Origin of the sequence: Methylobacterium oryzae, assembly GCF_036441375.1 — a bacterium.
Lineage (GTDB): Bacteria > Pseudomonadota > Alphaproteobacteria > Rhizobiales > Beijerinckiaceae > Methylobacterium > Methylobacterium oryzae_A.
The window spans coordinates 203,286-223,338 of the sequence record NZ_MLCA01000010.1 but is presented as its reverse complement, the minus strand read 5'-3'; the positions used below and the strand labels follow the sequence as shown (position 1 = coordinate 223,338).

At 67.8% G+C, this 20,053-nt stretch carries 21 protein-coding genes; 8 read left to right on the top strand and 13 right to left on the bottom strand.

The features are described from left to right. Nucleotides 1-4 precede the first annotated feature (4 nt). Together atpD and MOTC310_RS19355 are read left to right on the top strand one after the other, a co-directional pair. Nucleotides 5-1,459: a F0F1 ATP synthase subunit beta gene (gene atpD, locus MOTC310_RS19360; RefSeq protein WP_012317610.1), complete on the top strand. Its 1,455-nt coding sequence runs from the start codon at nucleotides 5-7 to the stop codon at nucleotides 1,457-1,459. A 140-nt stretch (nucleotides 1,460-1,599) separates the two neighbouring features. Further along, nucleotides 1,600-2,001, top strand: a complete 402-nt coding sequence (locus MOTC310_RS19355; protein ID WP_039893282.1) for a F0F1 ATP synthase subunit epsilon — start codon at nucleotides 1,600-1,602, stop codon at nucleotides 1,999-2,001. 6 nt (nucleotides 2,002-2,007) lie between these two features. Here the strand turns inward: MOTC310_RS19355 and MOTC310_RS19350 are convergent, their stop codons facing one another. The 7 genes from MOTC310_RS19350 to hrpB all read right to left on the bottom strand — a co-directional run bounded on the left by MOTC310_RS19350 (nucleotide 2,008) and on the right by hrpB (nucleotide 8,521). Continuing rightward, entirely contained in the window at nucleotides 2,008-3,246 is a 1,239-nt protein-coding gene (locus MOTC310_RS19350; RefSeq protein WP_331302975.1) for a CCA tRNA nucleotidyltransferase, read from the bottom strand. Further along, nucleotides 3,243-3,500: a DUF6111 family protein gene (locus MOTC310_RS19345; RefSeq protein WP_331302974.1), complete on the bottom strand. Its 258-nt coding sequence runs from the start codon at nucleotides 3,498-3,500 to the stop codon at nucleotides 3,243-3,245. Before MOTC310_RS19345 ends, MOTC310_RS19350 begins: the two co-directional genes overlap by 4 nt. Before the next feature lie 9 nt (nucleotides 3,501-3,509). After that, nucleotides 3,510-4,181 carry a CoA pyrophosphatase gene (locus tag MOTC310_RS19340; protein WP_331302973.1) on the bottom strand — a complete coding sequence of 224 codons (672 nt, stop codon included), beginning with the start codon at nucleotides 4,179-4,181 and terminating at the stop codon, nucleotides 3,510-3,512. Next, complete coding sequence (locus MOTC310_RS19335; RefSeq protein WP_331302972.1) at nucleotides 4,178-4,762, bottom strand: DUF1285 domain-containing protein; 585 nt, start codon at nucleotides 4,760-4,762, stop codon at nucleotides 4,178-4,180. The genes MOTC310_RS19340 and MOTC310_RS19335 overlap by 4 nt, the downstream gene beginning before the upstream one ends. Before the next feature lie 90 nt (nucleotides 4,763-4,852). Then, the gene (locus tag MOTC310_RS19330; protein WP_331302971.1) at nucleotides 4,853-6,076 is read right to left on the bottom strand and encodes an SMP-30/gluconolactonase/LRE family protein; all 1,224 of its coding nucleotides are present in this window, start codon (nucleotides 6,074-6,076) and stop codon (nucleotides 4,853-4,855) included. A 73-nt stretch (nucleotides 6,077-6,149) separates the two neighbouring features. Beyond that, on the bottom strand, nucleotides 6,150-6,575 hold the full coding sequence (locus MOTC310_RS19325) for a PaaI family thioesterase (RefSeq protein ID WP_331290132.1): 426 nt from the start codon (nucleotides 6,573-6,575) through the stop codon (nucleotides 6,150-6,152). 41 nt (nucleotides 6,576-6,616) lie between these two features. After that, entirely contained in the window at nucleotides 6,617-8,521 is a 1,905-nt protein-coding gene (hrpB, locus tag MOTC310_RS19320; protein WP_331302970.1) for an ATP-dependent helicase HrpB, read from the bottom strand. A 185-nt stretch (nucleotides 8,522-8,706) separates the two neighbouring features. Between hrpB and MOTC310_RS19315 the strand changes: the two genes are divergently transcribed. The 4 genes from MOTC310_RS19315 to MOTC310_RS19300 all read left to right on the top strand — a co-directional run bounded on the left by MOTC310_RS19315 (nucleotide 8,707) and on the right by MOTC310_RS19300 (nucleotide 11,004). After that, on the top strand, nucleotides 8,707-9,342 hold the full coding sequence (locus tag MOTC310_RS19315; protein ID WP_331302969.1) for a carboxymuconolactone decarboxylase family protein: 636 nt from the start codon (nucleotides 8,707-8,709) through the stop codon (nucleotides 9,340-9,342). 150 nt (nucleotides 9,343-9,492) lie between these two features. After that, the gene (locus MOTC310_RS19310; protein WP_331302968.1) at nucleotides 9,493-9,726 is read left to right on the top strand and encodes a hypothetical protein; all 234 of its coding nucleotides are present in this window, start codon (nucleotides 9,493-9,495) and stop codon (nucleotides 9,724-9,726) included. 107 nt (nucleotides 9,727-9,833) lie between these two features. Continuing rightward, entirely contained in the window at nucleotides 9,834-10,205 is a 372-nt protein-coding gene (locus tag MOTC310_RS19305) for a hypothetical protein (protein WP_331302967.1), read from the top strand. A gap of 100 nt (nucleotides 10,206-10,305) precedes the next feature. Further along, nucleotides 10,306-11,004, top strand: a complete 699-nt coding sequence (locus tag MOTC310_RS19300) for a YoaK family protein (RefSeq protein WP_331302966.1) — start codon at nucleotides 10,306-10,308, stop codon at nucleotides 11,002-11,004. On the opposite strand, the gene MOTC310_RS19295 is transcribed toward MOTC310_RS19300, so the two are convergent. The 4 genes from MOTC310_RS19295 to MOTC310_RS19280 form a co-directional block, all read right to left on the bottom strand. Further along, the gene (locus tag MOTC310_RS19295) at nucleotides 10,994-11,242 is read right to left on the bottom strand and encodes a flagellar protein (protein ID WP_331302965.1); all 249 of its coding nucleotides are present in this window, start codon (nucleotides 11,240-11,242) and stop codon (nucleotides 10,994-10,996) included. The two genes, MOTC310_RS19300 and MOTC310_RS19295, sit on opposite strands and share 11 nt — an antisense overlap. 102 nt (nucleotides 11,243-11,344) lie before the next feature. Further along, nucleotides 11,345-11,509, bottom strand: a complete 165-nt coding sequence (locus MOTC310_RS19290) for a hypothetical protein (protein WP_331302964.1) — start codon at nucleotides 11,507-11,509, stop codon at nucleotides 11,345-11,347. A 314-nt stretch (nucleotides 11,510-11,823) separates the two neighbouring features. Then, nucleotides 11,824-15,363 carry a PIN domain-containing protein gene (locus MOTC310_RS19285; RefSeq protein ID WP_331302963.1) on the bottom strand — a complete coding sequence of 1,180 codons (3,540 nt, stop codon included), beginning with the start codon at nucleotides 15,361-15,363 and terminating at the stop codon, nucleotides 11,824-11,826. 137 nt (nucleotides 15,364-15,500) lie between these two features. After that, complete coding sequence (locus MOTC310_RS19280; RefSeq protein WP_331302962.1) at nucleotides 15,501-15,980, bottom strand: hypothetical protein; 480 nt, start codon at nucleotides 15,978-15,980, stop codon at nucleotides 15,501-15,503. A gap of 470 nt (nucleotides 15,981-16,450) precedes the next feature. On the opposite strand from MOTC310_RS19280, the gene MOTC310_RS19275 reads away from it, so the two are divergent. Further along, nucleotides 16,451-17,425: a restriction endonuclease gene (locus MOTC310_RS19275; RefSeq protein WP_331302961.1), complete on the top strand. Its 975-nt coding sequence runs from the start codon at nucleotides 16,451-16,453 to the stop codon at nucleotides 17,423-17,425. Between the two features lie 111 nt (nucleotides 17,426-17,536). Here MOTC310_RS19275 and MOTC310_RS19270 read toward each other — a convergent pair whose 3' ends face one another. Then, nucleotides 17,537-18,322: a hypothetical protein gene (locus tag MOTC310_RS19270; RefSeq protein WP_331302960.1), complete on the bottom strand. Its 786-nt coding sequence runs from the start codon at nucleotides 18,320-18,322 to the stop codon at nucleotides 17,537-17,539. 408 nt (nucleotides 18,323-18,730) lie between these two features. Between MOTC310_RS19270 and MOTC310_RS19265 the strand changes: the two genes are divergently transcribed. After that, nucleotides 18,731-19,342 carry a plasmid pRiA4b ORF-3 family protein gene (locus tag MOTC310_RS19265; RefSeq protein WP_331302959.1) on the top strand — a complete coding sequence of 204 codons (612 nt, stop codon included), beginning with the start codon at nucleotides 18,731-18,733 and terminating at the stop codon, nucleotides 19,340-19,342. A gap of 14 nt (nucleotides 19,343-19,356) precedes the next feature. Here the strand turns inward: MOTC310_RS19265 and MOTC310_RS19260 are convergent, their stop codons facing one another. Beyond that, nucleotides 19,357-20,031 (bottom strand): recombinase family protein, encoded by a 675-nt coding sequence (locus MOTC310_RS19260; protein ID WP_419539934.1) that lies wholly within the window; start codon nucleotides 20,029-20,031, stop codon nucleotides 19,357-19,359. Between the last annotated feature and the right edge of the window lie 22 nt (nucleotides 20,032-20,053).

The window sequence follows — 20,053 nt, the reverse complement described above, 5'->3', positions numbered from 1 at the left end:
AACGATGGCGAACACCGCACTCCCCGGCACCGGCTCCAACAAGGTCGGCAAGATCACCCAGGTCATCGGCCCCGTGGTCGACGTGCAGTTCGAGGGCCACCTGCCCGAGATCCTGAACGCGCTGGAGACCAAGAACAACGGCGCCCGCCTCGTCCTCGAGGTCGCCCAGCAGCTCGGCGAGAACACCGTCCGCTGCATCGCCATGGACACGTCCGAGGGCCTGACCCGCGGCCAGGAGTGCACCGACACCGGCGAGCCGATCAAGGTTCCGGTGGGCATGAACACGCTCGGCCGCATCATGAACGTCATCGGCGAGCCGATCGACGAGGCCGGCCCGGTCCAGGCCACCACCTACCGCGCCATCCACCAGCCGGCCCCCTCCTACGCCGAGCAGTCGACCGAGGCCCAGATCCTCGTCACCGGCATCAAGGTGGTGGACCTGCTCGCCCCCTACGCGAAGGGCGGCAAGATCGGCCTGTTCGGCGGCGCCGGCGTCGGCAAGACCGTGCTGATCATGGAGCTGATCAACAACATCGCCAAGGTGCACTCGGGCTACTCGGTGTTCGCCGGCGTGGGTGAGCGCACCCGCGAGGGCAACGATCTCTACCACGAGATGATCGAGTCCAAGGTGAACGTCGACCCGAAGGAGCACGGCTCCGCCGAGGGCTCCAAGTGCGCCCTGGTCTACGGCCAGATGAACGAGTCGCCCGGCGCCCGTTCGCGCGTCGCCCTGACCGGCCTGACCATCGCCGAGCAGTTCCGCGACGACGGCCAGGACGTGCTGTTCTTCGTCGACAACATCTTCCGCTTCACCCAGGCGGGCTCCGAGGTGTCGGCGCTTCTCGGCCGCATCCCGTCGGCGGTGGGCTACCAGCCGACGCTCGCCACCGACATGGGCGCCCTCCAGGAGCGCATCACCACCACGACCAAGGGCTCGATCACCTCGGTGCAGGCCATCTACGTGCCGGCCGACGATCTGACCGACCCGGCGCCCGCCGCCTCCTTCGCCCACCTCGACGCCACGACCGTGCTGTCGCGCTCGATCGCCGAGAAGGGCATCTACCCGGCGGTGGACCCGCTGGACTCGACCTCGCGCATGCTGTCGCCGGCGATCCTCGGCGAGGAGCACTACGACGTCGCCCGCCGCGTCCAGCAGACCCTGCAGCGCTACAAGGCGCTCCAGGACATCATCGCGATCCTGGGCATGGACGAGCTGTCCGAGGAGGACAAGCTGACCGTGGCCCGCGCCCGCAAGATCGAGCGCTTCTTCTCCCAGCCCTTCTCGGTGGCCGAGGTGTTCACCGGCTCGCCGGGCAAGCAGGTCGCCCTCGAGGACACCATCAAGGGCTTCAAAGGCCTGGTGAACGGCGATTACGACGACCTCCCGGAGGCCGCCTTCTACATGGTCGGCACCATCGAGGAGGCCCAGGAGAAGGCCAAGAAGCTCAAGGCCGCGTAAGACGACACCCCCCTTCCCCGCGCGGGAAGGGGACAGAGGCTGCGCGGGCGACCCGTACCGGTGCCGTCCGCGCAGCCTTTTCCTGAGAACTCCGCCCGCGCGGCGGAGAGCGCGCCGCCGATCCGGGAACACGTCAGGCCATGGCCACCTTCCACTTCGATTTCGTCGGCCCCGAGCGGACGCTGTATTCCGGCGAGGTGACCGCCGTTCAGCTGCCCGGCACCGAGGGCGAGATGACCGTGATGCCGGGCCACGCGCCCGTGCTGACCTCCCTGCGGGTCGGCGTCATCGTGGTCACCGAGAGCCAGGGCAGCGGCAAGCGGATCTACGTCCGCGGCGGCTTCGCCGATATCGGCCCGACGGCCGTGACCGTGCTCGCCGAGCGCGCCGCCCCGATCGAGGAGCTGACCCACGAATCCCTCGACCGGGACATCGAGGCCGTCGAGATGCAGCGCGACGCCACCGAGGACCTGCAGAAGCGCGAGGAGCTGAACGGCCAGATCGTCCAGCTCCAGGAGACCAAGGCGCTCCTCAAGCTCTGATCCCGGTCAGCGGGCGCTCGCCAGCGCCCGCGCCAGAAGGTCGGCCCGCGCCGCGGCATCCGTCGGGCAGCCCCGCTCCAGCCAGAGCGTCCGCGCCGCGGCCAGGCCGCGCCCGATGCCGGGCCCCGGCGCTATCCCGGCCGCCACCAGATCCGCCCCCGCCAGGGGGAAGGCCGGCGACGCCCCCTCCCCCTCCAGCGCCCGAAGGGCCCTCGCCGCCGCAGCCGTCACGGCCGGCCGCGGCTCCCCGGCCAGGATCGCCAGCGCGTCGACGAGGCGCGACAGGCCGTGATCCGCCGCCAGGGCCCGCGCCGCGGCCGCATCCAGCACCGCGCGTCCGTGAAGATCGGCCAAAGCCGCGGCGTAGCCGAGCAGGTGACCGTGCTCGCTCTTCGACAGTCGCAGCCGCTCGCGCAGCCTCTCCGCATCGTGCCGGGCGCCGACCGCGAGCGCCGCGAGGCGCGCCACCGGGGACAGACCCGCTGCGGCGGCGCGCTCCAGCCGCCCGAGTTCCCCGACGCCGCCGGTGATCCGCTGCAGCAGGCCCGTCGCGCTCAGCGTCGAGACCATGGCCGGGCCCCCGGGGGCCGCGAGCAGTTTCAGGAACTCCGCGCGCACGCGCTCGCGCGAGAGCCGGTCCAGGCTGTCCCGGGCGGCGACGCAGGCCGCCAGGGCTGCCGCGTCGGGCGCTCCGGCGCCGAACCGGGCGTGGAAGCGGAAGAAGCGCAGGATCCGCAGTGCGTCTTCGCGGATCCGGGTCGCCGGATCGCCGATGAAGCGCACCCGCCCGGCCGCGAGGTCGGGCCGGCCGCCCACCGGGTCGTGGAGGGTTCCGTCGGCGGCGAGGGAGAGCGCGTTGACGGTGAAGTCCCGGCGCTCGGCGTCGCGGCGGAAGTCCGTGCCGAAGCGGACGACCGCGTGCCGCCCGTCGGTCTCGACGTCCTCGCGCAGGGTCGTGACCTCGATCGGGCCGTCCTCCGTCACCAGGGTGACGGTCCCGTGCTCGATGCCCGTCGGCACGGCCTTGAGGCCGGACGCCCCCTGCGCCGCCCGCATCACCGCCTCGGGCGGGAGCGTCGTCGCCATGTCGATATCCGCGGTCGGCGCGCCGAGGAGCGCGTCGCGCACGCAGCCGCCGATCAGGCGGGTCTCCGCGCCCGGCGCGTCCAGGGCCGCGAGGACGCGGCGCACGCCCGGGCGTTCGAGCAGGGCCGCCAAGCCCTCTGGATCGAGGGCGCGGCTCACCGGAACCCGCCGGGCACGAGGCGGCCGTTCTCCATGTGAGTCGGCACGTAGCCGCCGGGACGGCGCTCCGAGAACAGGCCCTCGTAGACGAGGGTGCCGATCACCACCGCGAGCCCCGCCAGGACGAGGCGGAACAGGTGCGCGTCCCAGTGCACCCGGCGCAGGGGATTGCGGCCGGACAGCAGCAGGTAGACCAGGAACAGCGCGAAGGGGATGAGGAAGAGACCGAACTCTTCGAGGACGCGGCGGAGCATGGGGCCAGCCTAACGCGCGGGGCGGCTGGCGTCGCCCGGCGCCGCTTCCGGGTAGAGCCGTTCCCGCAGATTGTTCAGGATCCCGGCGGTGACGCCCCAGATCAGCCGCTCGCCGAAGGTCAGGGCGTAGAACCAGCGCTCGCGACCCTGCCAGGCGCGGGAGCGCAGGCGGTAGCGCTCCGGGTCCATGAGGAACGGGAGCGGCACCTCGAAGACGTCGGCCACCTCGGCCGGGTTGGGCGTCAGGGCGGCGCCGGGATCGACCAGGCCGATGACCGGGGTCACGAGGAAGCCGGTGCCCGAGAGGTACGGGTCGAGGTAGCCGAGCAGCCGCACGGAATCGGGCGGCAGCCCGATCTCCTCGAACGCCTCCCGCAGGGCCGCGTCCGCCGGGCCGGGATCGGAGGGATCGATCTTGCCTCCCGGCAGCGCCACCTGCCCGGAATGGTCGCGCAGGTTGGCGGCCCGCATCGTCAGGATCAGGGTCGGGCCGTCCGCGCGCAGCACGACCGGCACGAGGACGGCGGCCCGGCGGTGCGGCGGCGGCGGGATCACAGCCGTCCCGTCGGGGTCGAGGCTGTGATCGCCCCGGGGATTGGAGGTCGGATCGTCCGGTCCGGGCGGGTCCGGCGACAGGCCGGCGGCGGCGCGGGCGAGGAAGTCGGCGAGCGGGTCGCTCACGCGGCCGCCGCCGGCGCGATCGCGTGGAAGGCGCCCCCGGCCCACAGGCCGAGCCAGGGCTTCCCGTCGACCAGACGCTCCTCGGCCAAGTCCACGAGGTCGTAGGTGAGCGCCCGGGTCACGCGCGCCCACAGCCCGCGGCGGACATGGAGGTAGGGCTTCAGCGCCCCGTCCGGCGCCTCCTCGAAGCGGAGCGCGTGCTCGGCATCGACGCTCACTAGATCGTCGACGTTGGTGCGGAAGGAGATGCGCCGGTCCGCCCCGCTCCCGTCCACCGCCATCTCGACGGCCACGAAAGCCGCGTCGTCCACGGTGATGCCGACACTCTCCACCGGCGTGACCAGGACGGTCCGGCCGTCCGGCTCGCGCCGCAGGATGGTGGCGAAGAGCTTGACCAGCTTGTCCCGGCGGATCGGCGAGCCGTTGTGGAACCACGTCCCGTCCGCGGCGATGCGGATGTCGATCGCGCCGCAATAGGGCGGGTCCCAGCGCTCCACCGGCGGCAGCCCGCGCTTCGGCAGATCCCCCAAGGCCGCGCTGAGGCGGCTCAAGGTCGGGTCGGGGGCGGGATCCTCGCTCATGCCCGTGACAGATAGCGTGCCGGTGTCCTGTCAGCCATGGCCGACCGGAGGATCGGCGCCGGTTCCGTCCCGGATCGCGGAGGCACGATCCTAGGCCGGCCCGGCACCCTGGGTGTTCACCGTCAGGGCGTAGAGCGACTGGCTCGCCGCCATGAACAGGCGGTTGCGCTTGGGCCCGCCGAAGGTGAGGTTCCCGCACACTTCCGGCAGGCGGATCCGCCCGATGAGCCTGCCCTGCGGCGTCCAGACGGTGACGCCGTTGTAGCCCACGGCCCGGCCGGCATTGCTCGACACCCAGAGATTGCCGTCGACGTCGGCCCGCAGGCCGTCGGGCCCGCATTTCACGCCGTCCACGACGCAGTCCGAGAAGAGGCGCTTGTTCGACAGCGCCGCCCCGGTCCCGACGTCGAAAGCGTAGATCTCGCCCTTGCCGCCCGGCCCGGTATCCCCCGGCCCCTTCCCGGTGGAGCAGACGTAGAGCGTCCGGTGATCGGGCGAGAAGCAGAGGCCGTTGGGGTCGGGCACCTCGTCGTCGGTGAGCACGCGGTCGACCCGGCCGGACGGGTCGATGCGGTAGACCGCGTTCGGGAGCGCGCGTCGCCGCGGGACGGTCCCGGCCGGCTGGCCGAGCCGCGGATCGAGATGGCCCCGCGGGTTGCTCGGACCGCCCGCCGCGTCGGGCAGGCCCTCGTAGAGCAGCGCGCCGTAGGGCGGATCGGAGAACCAGTACGCGCCGTCCAGGTGCTGGACGACGTCGTTGGGCGAGTTGAGCGGCTTGCCCTCGAACGAATCGGCCAGGACCGTCGCCGAGCCGTCGAGCTCGTAGCGGACGACGCGCCCGGTGGCGTGCTCGCAGCTGAGCTGCCGCCCCTGGCGATCGAAGCTGTTGCCGTTGGAATTGTTGCTCGGCATCCGGAAGGTGGAGACGTGCCCGTCCTCCTCCAGCCAGCGCATCTGCCGGTTGTTCGGGATGTCGCTCCAGACGAGATAGCGGCCGACGGCGTTCCAGGCCGGTCCCTCCGCCCAGAGGGCGCCGGTCCAGAGCCGGCGGATGGCGCTGTTCGGCACGATGTAGGGCTCGAAGGCCGGGTCGACCGTGACGATGTCCGGATCGGTGAAGTAGGTGGTCGGGGCGGCGCGCGGCCGGAAGTCGCGCGGGGGATTCGTCACCGTGCTGGGCGGCGCGGGCTGCGCCGCCGCGTCGCCGGCCGTGACGGCGAGTGCTCCCAGGGTCGCGAGGATGGTGCGCCGGGACGGCGGGACATGCCCGCGCTCGGCCGCGATCCCGGATGCATCGGTCTGCGACGCTCGCATACGATCCTCCCCCGCGCATCCTACGACGGGCCGCGACGCGCGCCGGTAGGCTAGGACACTTGTCCTGATCCGGTCAACTCGGCCGGCGCCGCAGGATCTTCCAGACGCCGTCCGCCGAGGCGAGGAGACGGGTGCCGTCGCGGACGTCGCCGCGCATGAACACGAGGGAGCCCGTGCGCTTGACGACCTGCGGCCGGATCTCGATCCAGTCGCCGAGCCGGCCGACATCGATGAACTTCATCTCCAGCTGGATGGTCACGCAGTTGGCGCCGTCGGCGGCGCGCATCGCGGTCTCGCCGAGGGCGCGATCGGCGAAGCTCATCAGCATGCCGCCGTGGACCACGCCGATCAGGTTGGCGTGCTTCTGATCGGCCCGGAACGCGTAGGCGCCGTCCGCGCCCCGGACATGCAGCGGCCCGACATGGGCGATGAAGCCCTTGTCCTCCACCAGCGTCCAGCCGTCGGCGGCGGGGTCGTGGGCATCCGTGTCGGTGGTCATCGCGTCGGGTCCGTTCGCGTCGAGGCTTCGTGAGGCGGTGATCAGGTTCCCCGGGGCTTGGCCCGGCGGGTCGGGGCCTCGCTGAGCGGGTCCTCCGGCCAGGGATGGCGCGGGTAGCGCCCGCGCATCTCGGACCGCACCGCCGCCCAGGAACCGCGCCAGAAGCCCGGCAGGTCCCGCGTGATCTGGATCGGCCGCTGGGCCGGCGACAGCAGGTGCAGGACCAGCGGCCGGCCGCCGGCCCTGGGATGCCGGTCGAGGCCGAACAGCTCCTGGACCCGGACCGCCAGCGCCGGTTCCTCGGCCGTGTAATCCACCGGGATGCGGGAGCCGGTCGGCACCTCGACATGGGTCGGCGCCTCCGCGTCGAGCCGGGCGCGCAGGTCCCAGGGCAGCAGGGCCTGGACGGCGTCCGCGAGGTCGCTCGCCGTGACCGACGCCAGGGCGGCGCGACCCACCAGGGACGGTGCCAGCCACGTCTCCGCCGTGCGGGCCAGCGCGTCGTCCGAGAGGTCGGGCCAGGCCGCGCCCTCGGCGGCGTGGAGGAACCGTCGGTGCTCAGGCGCATGCGCCGCCCCGGCAACCAGGAGCGCCAGCTCGACCGGATCCGGAGCTGGCGGCAGACCTGCCCGGACCTCGCGATCCGCTCGACCTTCATCGTCGGCTTCCCCGGCGAGACCGAGGCCGAGTTCGAGGAGCTGCTGGCCTGGCTGCAGGAGGCCAAGCTCGATCGNGAGCGCGCCGAGTTCGGTCAGCAGGGCGCGCGCCTCCGCCAGGGCGGGCGCGGGGGGCGGGTCGAGGAAGGCGAGCGCGGACGGGTCGGTCACGCCCCAGGCGGCGCAGTCGAGGAGCAGCCCGGCGAGGTCCGCCGACAGGATCTCGGGCCGCGTGAACGGCTCCAGGGCGTTGGTGCCGGCCTCGGACCAGAGCCGCCAGCACAGGCCGGGCTCGGTCCGGCCGGCGCGGCCTCGGCGCTGGTCCACCGAGGCGCGGGAGGCGCGGGCCGTGACCAGCCGGGTCAGGCCGAGGCCCGGCTCGTAGACCGGAATCCGCGCCAGTCCCGAATCGACAACGATCCGGACGCCCTCGATGGTCAGGGAGGTCTCGGCGATGCTGGTCGCGAGGACGACCTTCCGGGTGCCGGCGGCGGCCGGCGCGACGGCGCGGTCCTGCTCGGCGGGCTTCAGCGCGCCGTAGAGGGGGGCGAGCTGCACCTCGGGGCCGACCTTCTCGGCCAGGAGATCCGCGGTCCTGCGGATCTCCGCCTGCCCGGGCAGGAATACCAGGATCGAGCCCGGATCGGCCCGCAGGGCCCGCAGCGTGACCTCGGCGACCGAATCCTCGATCCGCCGGTTCGGATCGCGCTCGGCGTAGCGGGTCTCCACCGGGAAGGCGCGGCCCTCGGAAGCTACGACCGGGGCGTCGCCCATCAGCCGCGCGACCCGGGCGCCGTCGAGGGTCGCCGACATGACGAGGATCCGCAGGTCCTCCCGCAGGCCGCCCTGCGCGTCGAGCGCCAGCGCGAGGCCGAGATCGGCGTCGAGGGAGCGCTCGTGGAACTCGTCGAACAGGACGGCGCCGATCCCGGAGAGTTCCGGATCGTCCAGGATCATCCGGGTGAAGACGCCCTCGGTGACCACCTCGATCCGCGTCCGCGCGGTGATCTTCGAGCCGAGGCGGACCCGCAGGCCGACCGTGCCGCCGACCGGCTCACCGAGCGTCTGCGCCATCCGGGCGGCGGCGGCCCGCGCGGCGAGGCGGCGCGGCTCCAGCAGGATGATCTTGCGCCCGTCGAGCCAGGGCGCCGCGAGGAGGTCGAGGGGCACGCGCGTCGTCTTGCCGGCGCCGGGGGGCGCCACCAGGACGGCGGCGTTCCGCGCCGCGAGCGCGCGGCGCAGATCGGGGAGCGCCGCCTCGATCGGCAGCACGGGAGCGGGACCGGCCATCGCGGCCGCTGATGGCGCGGCGCGGCGCCGAGCGCAACCGGTCCGAACCCGGCTCCGCGACGCGCCGGGCCTTCCGCTGACGCCGCGCGGGATTCGATACGGGCTTTCCCGCCCGGGCCCTGGCGGCCGCGCGCCGCGGCCGTAATCGTGCGGCGCGACTGCACAGATCCAACGGGAGCGAAACCATGACCCGCCGCCGCCGCGCGCTGACCCTTGCCGCCCTCTCCCTGGCCCTGCCGCTGGCGACCGCCGCGGCGCGGGCGCAGGACCGGCTGCCGACCATCCCGCCCCAGGACTACACCCCCGAGCAGAAGCAGGCGGCCGAGGCCTTCGCGCAGGCCCGCGGGAAGCCGCCCTTCGGGCCGTTCGAGCCGCTCATGTACTCGCCGGAGGTGATGACGCTCGCCCGGTCGATGGGCGACTACCTCCGGTTCAAGCCGAAGATCGGAACCACGCTCTCGGAGCTGGTGATCCTGATGACCGCCCGTCGCTGGACGCAGGATTACGAGTGGTACGTCCACGCGCCGATCGCCGAGAAGGCCGGCATCGCCCCCGAGATCATCGCGGCGATCCGCGACGGCCGCCGGCCGGCCAGGATGAGCGAGGACGAGACCCTCGTGTACGATTTCACCGCCGAGCTTCAGGACACGAAGCGCGTCTCCGACGCCACCTTCGCGCGCGCCGAGTCCCGGTTCGGCAAGCCCGGCGTCGTGGATCTGGCCGCGATCTCCGGCTACTACACGTTCCTGGCCATGGAGCTGAACGCGGCGCGCTACCCGATTCCCGCGGACGGCAAGCCCCTGCCGCGGATGCCCGAATGATCCGGCTTATCCACAGCCGTCCGCGGGCGGATTCCGCGTTTTCCACAGGGTTTGGCCGGAGTCGCGCGGGAGGCCCGGGCGGCGTTGACGTAACGTTAACCCTTATGGCTTGTTCTCTTTTCGTTCCCGAATGCGACGAAGGAGAACCCGATGCTGACCCAGGTCCTGGCCCAGCGCGACGAGCACGCCTGCCCCGTCGAGGCGATCAGCTCCGCGTATCTCGGCTTCGCCGGCGGGGATGCCGGGATCGCTCTCCGCTGCGCGATCGCCGACGCGCTGTCCGACCTGATGGAGGCCGAGCGGCGCACGCGCGAGCGCAGCCGCCTGATCTCCCGCGGCTACATCCGGACCGCCCCGGATCCGGACGCGGGGCCGACAAGCTGAACAGTGGCTGCAGGGCGGCTTCAGCCTTGGTGCAGCGCGGGCCCGGCACTGTGTCTCTCGTGATCCGGGGCGCCGCAGGGGCTCCGCGCTTCCTCTGGAGACAGGTCATGACACGCATCGCTCTGCTCTCGGCCGCCGCGCTGATCGGCGCGGGCACCCTGGCCTCCACGACCGCCGAAGCCCGCGGCGGCGGCGCCATCGCGGCCGGCATCATCGGCGGCCTCGCGGCCGGCGCCCTGATCGGCGCCGCGACCCAGGCCCACGCGGCGCCGGGCTACGGCTACGGCGGGGCCGATTACGGCTACGCCCCGGCCCCCGTGGTCGTGCGGCCGGCGCCGGCCTACCGCGTCTACGAGGAGGACGCTCCGGTCTACGCCACCCGCCGGACCGTGACCTACGAGCGGGTTCCCGTCGGCTACGGCCCCGCCCGCCACTGGGGCGCCGATTACGAGGGCGGCTACGGCTATCGCGGTTGGTGAGCCGGGGTTGCGCCGGGCGCCGTGACGGCGCCCGGGCGCTTGGCTTAACACGGCGGCGGCGCCGGGCCGGATCCGGTCTCCGCAACCAACCGACGAAGCCATGCTGGTCCACGAAGGCGAGACGCGCACCCCGGAGGCCGACAGGGCGCTCGCCCTGTCCCTCGCCGGGGTGGCCGGGGCGTTGAACACCGCCGGTTTCTACGCGGTCGGCCTCTACGCCTCGAACATGACCGGGAACGTGTCGGCCATCTCCGACCGCACCGGCACGGGCGATCTCATCTTGGCCGCGCAGGCCGGCCTGCTCGTCATCCTGTTCGTCCTCGGCGCCGCCACCGCGACGCTGCTGATCCGCCGCCGCCGCCGCAGGTCCCGGGCAGGCGCCTATGCCTACGGGGTCTGCGCCGAGGCGATCCTCCTCGTCGCCGTCGGCCTGCTCGTGCTGCCGCTCCACGAGCCGGCGCGGGGTCACGCCCTGGTTCTCGGCCTGAGCTTCGTCCTGGGCCTCCAGAACGCGGCCGTGACCAAGATCTCCGAGGCGCGGGTGCGGACCACGCACGTCACCGGCATGATCACCGATATCGGCATCGAGCTCGCGCGCTGGCTCGATCGCGGCGCGCCCGGCGCCGACCCGCTGAGGGCCCACGACCCCGTGCGGCTGCGGCTCTACCTCTCGACCGTCGGCGCCTTCCTGGCGGGCGGTGTGGTGGGGGTCGTGGCCTACCGCCTCGTCGGCGTGGCGCTGCTCTTCGCGGCGGCCGCGATCCTGGCCGCCCTCGCCCTCCCCGCCCTCAGGCGGTGACGTCGAGGAGCCGGCCAATCATGCGGTCGGCGGTGCGCGCCACCGCGGCGTTCAGCGCGAAGGCTGATCGCGACCCGATCAGGTCCAGCGCGGCCCCCGACAGGTCAACCTGCGCGGCCGGCGGAAGGGCCGTGTCGCCGACCGGCGCGCCGCTCGCCGCGATGGTCTCGGCGGCCGTCCCGAGCCGATCGGTGGCCCGGCTCATGCCGGTCGCGGCGGTCTGAAGGGCGTCGATCATGCCGGAATCTCCCCGGCCGGATCCTCGCAGGGATTCGACAAGAGCCGGTTGCGGCGATCCCTCGAATGCGACCGATCCCGGGCGATGCCGGGCGCCGCCGCGTCAACCCTTGGCCGCGCACACGGTGACCGGATAGGCCCCGCCATAGGGCCGCTCGGCCTCCGCGATCTGCCTCGCGGCGGCCTCGCAGGCCGGCTTGGTGTTGAACTCGACGGATCCGATCGCGGAGTCCGAGCCGGCCAGCATGATGATGAGCACGTAGACCACGCCATTCCCCTCCGGCGCCCCGGTCCGGCGTCGCTCTGCGTGCTGGTGCGGACGGCGGGAGACCCGCTACACCACTCCACACCATTGCAATCGTTGATGTTTTCCGGTCACCTTCCATGCCGTTTGTAGCGGCTTTTGTAGCGGCTGGCGAGGGGTTGGCACGGTCTAACGGCGGCGTTCTCCGACACAGTATCCTGCTGCACAATGGCTCAAAGGAAGGTGCATTGACCTTCCACAGACAGGCCGCTCCTCTCAATTGAAAGACGCGGGGACGCTACCGTTGAGGCGCGCGACACTTCGCTAGGTCGGTGGACTCACGACCACCTGTCTTGCGCGCCTCCTACGGATCGCGGCCTTTTTCCTGCGGCATCACCTACCATCCGCCTCGACCGTGCAGCCTTTCGCAAATTTGTTGAGCCACGACGCGCCAACCTTGGTGGCGTCGACATCTTGGTGATCTGCTCGGCTACAGCCTTCGGGGCGACTGATTCCATGAGGAAATGACCCCTGATCCATTCGGCCAAGAATTGTTGCAGCCTGGACCGGCCTTTGCCCTGCTCAAACATCTCCAAAATGACGAGGGGCCAATGACGGGGTGGGTAGCACCTTAGGAGCTTTTCGAGGATGAGGCTGGTTGCCTGCTTTACCCGTAGGACGTCGTATGTGGTCCCTAGAACCCACAAACGTCGGAAGATGGAGACCACAAATTGGAAATGTGCGGCTCGATTGGCATCTGGCGTACCCACATGATCAGCAAGGGCTTTAAACTCTTTTAGATCATGACTCTGAGCTTGTTCGAATGCTCCGACCATGAGGTCCAAGTTGAGCATCACATGGCCGTGATTTCTGCTTGCAAGTTCGACTAATGCCGTAAGGTACACTCCAAACGCGAGAAGATCCGCTTCATGCGCGGCATTCATCGCGGCTTGTAACCACAGTCCTTCCACGCTCATCGTGTTGCGGACCAGAAAACGATAGTAGCCGTCATCTGAGAGCAGAATGGCGCCATGTTTCTGCGACAGGATCGCGGCATCCATGTACTGCGATCCAAGTCGCCGAGCTGCTTCGAGGGCTTGGCTTTTCGGATCGTCTGGGTATAGCGCGACTTCGACGCAACAATGGGCCTCGATTAGTTCTGCGATCCCGTCCTCAACAAGTTGCCGAGTGTGCAGCGACAACGCCTTTTGACGCTCGATCAGTCCCAGGGTTGAGATAGGCGTGTACAGAGTTCCGAAAAAGTCTCGTAGGGCGGGCAAAAGGCCAGCGGTAGCAGCAACAACGGCTGTGTACGGATCGAGTACGGCGCCCTTGCCTCGCCTACGATGGGCAAACACCATGGCATCCCGCAGTTCCTCAATGGTGCCAGCGCATGTCTGGAGACGATGCCTCGGGCCTTTCAGGCGATCGGCAAACTCCAGAACCGTCTCGCCCAGAACTCGCGCGATGACCGGCAATGGCATCGGTCCCACGGCATAAGCGTACAAGGCGCGCTCCACCGCCTCCCCTTGCCGGTTAGCCATCTCGATAATGGGGGTGAGATCGTTATTTTCGAGCTGCAGGCTGACGAACGCACCATGCCCGGGGAACCTTTCCTGAAACTCGGCAGATAGAACGTGGAAGGCATGCAGTGTTCGACTTTTAATAGCCGTGATCTGCAAATTTTCCGGGCCAACGATCGCTCGCGGGAGTGTAATCTGGTCTCCGACCCGGCGTCCCATGACTTGACGGGCTCGTTCATGGTTGGGTGGGAAGACGCCTATTCCGAGGAAGTCATCGCCTTCCTCGATCAGGAAACTGCGGGACGCGCCGTGCTTCGGCGTCAGTTCGACCCAGGTGCCGAGGGCGACGGTCGTGGGTTCCGGCTCCATCGCGAATTGTGGCTCACCGAGCATGGCAAGCGTGAAGAGCCCGAGATAGCCGGATGCTACCTCGGCATCTCCGGGACGTTCGCGCAGAAGAGCATAGGCAGCCGCCAACGCGCGGCTCATGCCGCACTCCCGAGCGACGCAGTGGATCAGTGTTACGCGATGCCTCGAACCGCCGCGCAGGCTGAGAAGGTCGATGGTCTCCAGATCCCGTTTGATGTCCTCGGTGCGACCTAGCCTCCGCAAGACGTTCACGCGCAGCAGTCGGGCAAACGAGTCGTTAGGATCGGCTTCCGACAGAGAAGTTGCTATCCTTAGCGCACTTTCCGTCTCGCCCAGCTGCGACAAGAGCAGCGCCTTATTAGACAGCACCTGAGCGTCGGTTATATCCTCGGGGATGCTCTCGATGAAGCGGCAATTTCGGAGCCGCTTGGGCCATTCCGCTGCATGTGCGGTCGTCAGAAGCCGCCATGATTCCATGCTGGCGCCAGGCGGGACACGTCCGTCGATCAACTCGATGACATGGGCCCATCGTCCCTTATCCGCCGCCAGCTTCGCTGCCATCGAACGGGCTGCAAATGACGACTCACGACGGGCGAGGTCGATGGCCGAGGCGTAGGCACTCTCTTCCGCTTGCGAGCACCCGGCTCTGGCCGCTTCATGCGAGATGACGACGGCGGCTCTCGCATCTCCCCGCCGCAGACGGAGCGCATCAGCAAAATCGCGTTCCGTTGGGCTTCGCCCTCCTTCTTTTGCCTTCTGTATGCGCCTAAAGGTTTCGATGAGGACCTTCTCAGCTTCGGGAATGGCGGCTTCTGCGAACGCATCGGCTGCTGCGGGAAGGTCGCCGCGATGCAACGCAGCAATCCCCGCGTAGAACTTGAGCGCCGGGTTTTCGGGGCAGAGAGTGACGAGACGAGCCAGGAGAGCGTTCTCGTCATTGTTCATCGTGGTCTGAGCGGCCGCGACAACCGGATGCCAGTCCGTCAGCCCCTCATCCGCGACGACGGTCGCTAGTTCGATCGCGAGGTCTCGCTCGCCCAGGAGGTGTGCACCAGCCATGGCGGCAACGAGGTTTTGTGCTGCCATGGAGTGCGGGTCTGTGAGGTGGGCGCGCTGCTCTCGCCAAGCCGCGTCCAAGCATGCGACCGCGGGTACCAACTTTGCACGCTGCTCTTGGCTTAGGAGCCCGGTAAGAACCGGCGTAGGGTCGCGAGAAACCTCATCAACATCGGCCAGGGCTGCAGCCCGGATAAGCTCCTTGTTGTCAGGGTGGAGGGCAGCGGCTTCTCGCGCGCGATCCCACCATTCTGGGACGATCTCCCGCCTGCGCAGAAAGATGAGCAGGCCGGTGAACACGGCGGCATTTCGCCTAAGGACTTCAGGCAGGCCGGCGAGCGGGTCGGTTACCTCCGGGGCGTCCGAAGCCGCCTGCACCGCATAGGCCGCCGCCCATTCATTGCCTGGGTCAGCCTGAGCCGCCGCACACCCAAAGCGATACGCCTCTGCCGGTGTGTCGGCCAACCAGAGCGACAACACGCGGTTGGCTATGGCACGCCGGTCATCAGGTGCATGTCCATAGCCCTCGTCTAGTAGACGGCGTGCCTCGGCCCGGTCGCCCACTCGTAGGTGAAAATGACCGAGGATGTTGCGTGCGCGGGATTGAATTACCGGAGCAGCGGCGGCAGGTAGCGTGGCCAGAAAGCTTTTAGCGTTCTGAATGGCTTGGTCGGGCGGGAGCTTGTCGCCACGATCGCGTAAATCGTCGAGTTGCGCATTGAGATAAGGCTCGACGTCAAAGCTGTCGTATCCGCGATCCTCTGCAACAAGCGGACCCGGACGTTGGTTGAACCCTGCAGTAGTGAGCCGAGCCAGTTGTTCGATCTGCGCTCTTAGATCGTCGATTTTCTCCTCAGACCTGACCGCAACTGCATCTCGCGCGGTCTGCGCAGCACCGTCTGTTTGGCTCGGATAGAAATGCTGATTCACACTGACGGAAACACCGTCAAGCGTAACGTTGCCGCCTGCTAGGATGTTAGGCGCAAAAGAGACGGTTGAGTTTTGTCCACCGTCTTTGAGCGGGTCGTAAGTTGGCGCGCCGTCTGCCCCTTGAATGGGCGCGCCGTCTATTTTCCCGGCTCACCTCTCTTCGACATAGAGACGCGCTTGAAGTTGAAATCCTCGCCGGTCTTAGCTCGCAAATCTATGCTCTCGACGCCCTCCAGATCCTCGATGTTGGCCGTTCTACCAACATCAAGATCCATCCTGATCTGCGCCCGCTCAATAGCGACTTGTGCCGCAGCATCGCGCTTGATCGCAGTTATGAGAGCTTCGAGAACTGGGCGGAGGTCCTCCCGGTCATCAGGCTCGATGGTAGCGATCACCGTGCTTACTTGCTGCCGAGCCGTTTCCGATGTGGGAGCAGCTTCGAGTGCGGTCAGTGCGCGTTCGCCCGATTTACCGAAGATGTCCCGCATCTTCGCTTTCACCGCCGCGTAAGCATCCTTCGTCATCTCCCCGATGCCAGCGGTGGCAACCGCCGCGGCGCCAGCTTCGAGAAGGGTTTGCAGGTTGGCGGGCGACAAAAAACTTACGTCCACGATCACCGAGCCTCCCGAGAGCGCAACCATAGATGGGAATGGAGTCGGCGGTTTGGAAGAAGCCAAGCTGCAGGCCGACTGGAGTTTTTCGCTTTGGCCGCTCCCCACCCTCTTTAAGGCGTCACTCTCCTTCTCGCCATCCTGTCTCGTCACTTGTTCACATTATGTCCGGCATACCTTGGCGCCTACCACCGAGGCCACCTCTCGTGTCGCGCTAAAGCCGCTTTAAGCAGCTGACACAACTCAACGTTCGCTATTGGCTTGCCCCTGCGGCACGCTTGCCCCGCAGCTTCCATCCTGACACCGCTGACGCAGTGTGGAGTTCTAAAAGTCGGCATCAACTCGTGCGGAAGCGGCTTTCCACCCTTCATTCGATGCCGACCCACACATTTCTACCAGCTCAGCAGCTCAGCTCGGGCTTGCTTGCACGGTGCCAACTTCTGCATCCTGGCCCTGAGGAACGCCCTGGACCGATCTTGCCCGACATCCCTGACTACCAGACCCTAATGCTGCCGGTTCTGCGTCTTGCAGCTGAAGGTGAGACCACCATCCCGAAGGCTGTAGAGCGCATCGGCGCCGATTTCGGCCTGATGCCTGACCAAATGGCCGAGCTGCTTCCGAGCGGTCGCATCCAGCTCGTCAACAACAGAGCGCACTGGGCCAAGACGTACCTCGCCAAGGCTGGTTTGCTGGAGCAACCGCGTAGGGGGGTGTTCAAGGCAACAGCCCGTGGCATTGACGTGCTCCAAAGGAACCTGGAGCGCATCGATAACTCGGTGCTGGCTGAGTTCGAGGAGTTTCGAGCGTTTGCCAAAACCAAGCTGACTGCCTCGGGGGATCTGCCCTCCTCAGCTCCCACAATGCCAGCGGCCGCAGTCCTCCAGATCGACAGTAGCCCGGCGATTGCGCCGCCTGACGAGAGGATCGACGGAGCAGCCAAGGAGTTGGAAGCCGAGCTTCGAGGGGACCTTCTCGACCGCATCTTCGCCATCGAGCCCCAAGCCACGAGAGCCCGGTTCTTCGAGCGACTCGTGATCCGGCTCCTCGTGGCGATGGGCTACGGCGGAGGACGGGATGAGGCTGCCTTCCACACGGGAGGCCGCGGGGACGGTGGCGTTGACGGGGTGATCCACCAAGACGCCCTCGGGCTCGATCCGGTCTACGTCCAGGCCAAATGCTATGACCGGGACAGCAGCATCGGTCCCGAGAAGATCCAGGCGTTTAAGGGTGCGCTTGACGATAAGGGAGCGACACGAGGGGTCGTGATCACGACGGCGAGGTTCAGTGAGGCTGCGCAGCGGTCCGGTCGGGCCAGCCAGAAGCAGATCGCCTTGATCGACGGGGACAAGCTCGCTGAACTGATGGTGCGCTTCGGGGTGGGCGTTCAGGTGGACCGGACGGTGGTCATCAAGAAACTCGACGAGGACTTCTTCGAGGGCTGGGAGGCGTAGTCGGACGCTGGTGGGAGTGCAGGGTTTAAATGGCCCCTGGATAGCCTCAGCGGCCCACTGACAGGGCTTGGTGGCTCTGAGCACCCATCCACGCATCTCACGCAGATCGGCTCAGCAGCCTTCCATGAGGCTCTGCGGCGCGGTCCAGGGGTCAAGAGCAAGGCAGGTAGATGCTGCACTCGATCGGAGGCGTTGCTCGGTACGTTTTTCTGAAGGTTGTGGGCTTGGGTAATAAACCTCAGCTCCGCCGGAGGCCATGGTTTCATCTTCCAGGTACCCCGTATCGTCATCTTGGTACAACGAGAAGCGCACCTTCCCAAGGTCTGGCAAATCCTCCTGTCTCCTCAACCCCTTGGACCGTATCTGTGCTTCCTGAACTCGGGCATGTTTGCTGACGATCTGCTGTGACACTTCTAGGATGCTTGCCACCTCAGTGTCTGTAAGGTCATCAAAGTGGTCGCGCAGCCAGCGCACTTTGCCAGGAATGTTCAATCCACCAAGGCGGCCTGCCACGAAGTCGTTCAATGCCCCGCGTGCTTGAACGACCACCTGACGATGGGGCTGTGCATCCAAGGCCGCAACGGTCTCAGACCATCGAGCCTCGATCCACGCCTGCCCTGCAGGGCTGACCACGTCGAACGGGAAGCGAATTGCTGGCTTTCGAGCCGGATTGTGCCTTCCGTAGCCCTGCTGAACGACCCAGGGCATCAGCCGATGTCGATTGTGGGCGCGACCGCCTTCAACGTACAGGAAGCCCATCGCCCGAAGTATCGTTCTGATCCTTCGGGAAGACACGCCCTTCCCCTCCCCTAGTTCGGTAATCGTGATCCAATTCCCGGAGCTGATCTCGACCAGCTCCCCTGTGCTTCGATTCAGAACATGCTGAACGTATTCCATGTATAATCCTCGTTGGTTGTGGGCTTGGGTAATGAACCTCAGCTCCGCCGGAGGCAGACGAGGCACGAAAGGGCACAGCTGGTCGCCACACGCCGTGAGGCGCCTGGGGATGGTCGGTGCTGAGATGGTCTTGGGGTGTCGTCACCCGGAAGGTGGACGGAGAAGGACGCGGGGAGAGACTGCCAGAAAACCGATACGTCCCGCCTCAAACGCGAGCGTACTTCTCCTAGTGGTGGCCATGACTCGCCTCTAGGGCGATTTTATCAATGATCAGAAAGCTTTAGGCGATCCTGGCCTTAGATGGCTTTTCGAGCCGATCTGACACTTCAAAATGGCGCTACGGACGAGTGTCTCGCTGGCCCGAATACGCACACTCGACAGCCCCGTCAGGCCGCCTATCGTGCCGCTATGAGCTACGTGGACCGCATCGCCCGGCTGCGCATCACCCTCGACGACATCGAGCCAGCCATCTGGCGCACCGTCGAGGTGCCGCTGACGATGACCCTGAAGGGGCTGCACGAGGTCATCCAGGCGGCCATGCCGTTCGAGGACTACCACCTGTTCGCCTTCCGCTTCGGGGATCAGCGGTACGCACTGCCCGACCTCGAATGGCCTGATCCGAAGACCCGCAACGCCAAGACCACCAAGCTCGGCACGGTGCTGGAGAACGCGGTCGAGACGTTCGTGTACGTCTACGACTTCGGGGACAACTGGCAGCACACCGTGAGGGTCGAGGCCATCGGCTCTGCCGACCCCTCAGTCGAGTACCCGCGGTTCCTCTATGGTGCGAGACGGGCCCCACCGGAGGACGTGGGCGGCACGATAGGCTTCGAGGAGTTCGTGGACGCCGTCACCAAGCCCCGGCATCGTGAGCACAAGGCAATGTTGAAGTGGTACGGAGGGCCATTCGACCCCGACGACGTGCCGGTGGACACCGTCAACGAGCGGATGGGAAAGCTGGCCAGACGCCGGACCCTCGGCAAGGCTGGCTTCGCTAAGAGCCGAGGGCTGGAGCAGTAGCTCCTACTCCTTCATCAGGCTGCCGTACTCCATCGGGCCAGAGCCGCCTCTGCCTCCACGGCATTGTCCCGGATGCGGTAGACCGTCTGTCGGCTCAGTCCCGTGGCAGCGGCGATCTCGCTGACCCCAAGCCCCTGCCCCAGGCTGCCCCGAACAGCGTCGAACTGCCCCCGTGTGAAGCTCGGCTTGCGGCCCCTGTACGCGTCCTCCCGGGCTTTAGCGTGGTCGATACCAGCCCTCTGGGCTTCCTTCGTGGCCTCGGCCTGGGCTTGGGCGGTCGCGGCCATGAACGCGATGAGAGCATCCCGCACGGCCTGTTGCATTGGGTCGGTGGTTGCCCCGTCGAACGTAAGGCTGTTGATTACAGTGCGGACGATGACACCCCTGCGCATGAACTCGCGGATGGTCTCGGTCACGTCCGCGTAGTTGCGTCCCAGGCGGTCCACCCAACGCACCACCAGCACGTCACCCCGCCGGAGCATGTCGAACAGGCGGCGTCCCTGTGGGCGGTCTCGAAGGGCAGTGGTGAGGCCGGACACGCCCTCATCGGCCACCACCTCATCGACTACGAAGCCTGCAGCCTCGGCCTGCTTGCGTTGGTGGGCAAGGGTCTGTTCGGCTGTTGAGACGCGGGCGTAGAGGATGGTCTGGCTCACGGCGGCACCTGTCCGGTGGGGTGGTGTCCGCATAGAGTGTTGTCCGTATGGCGAT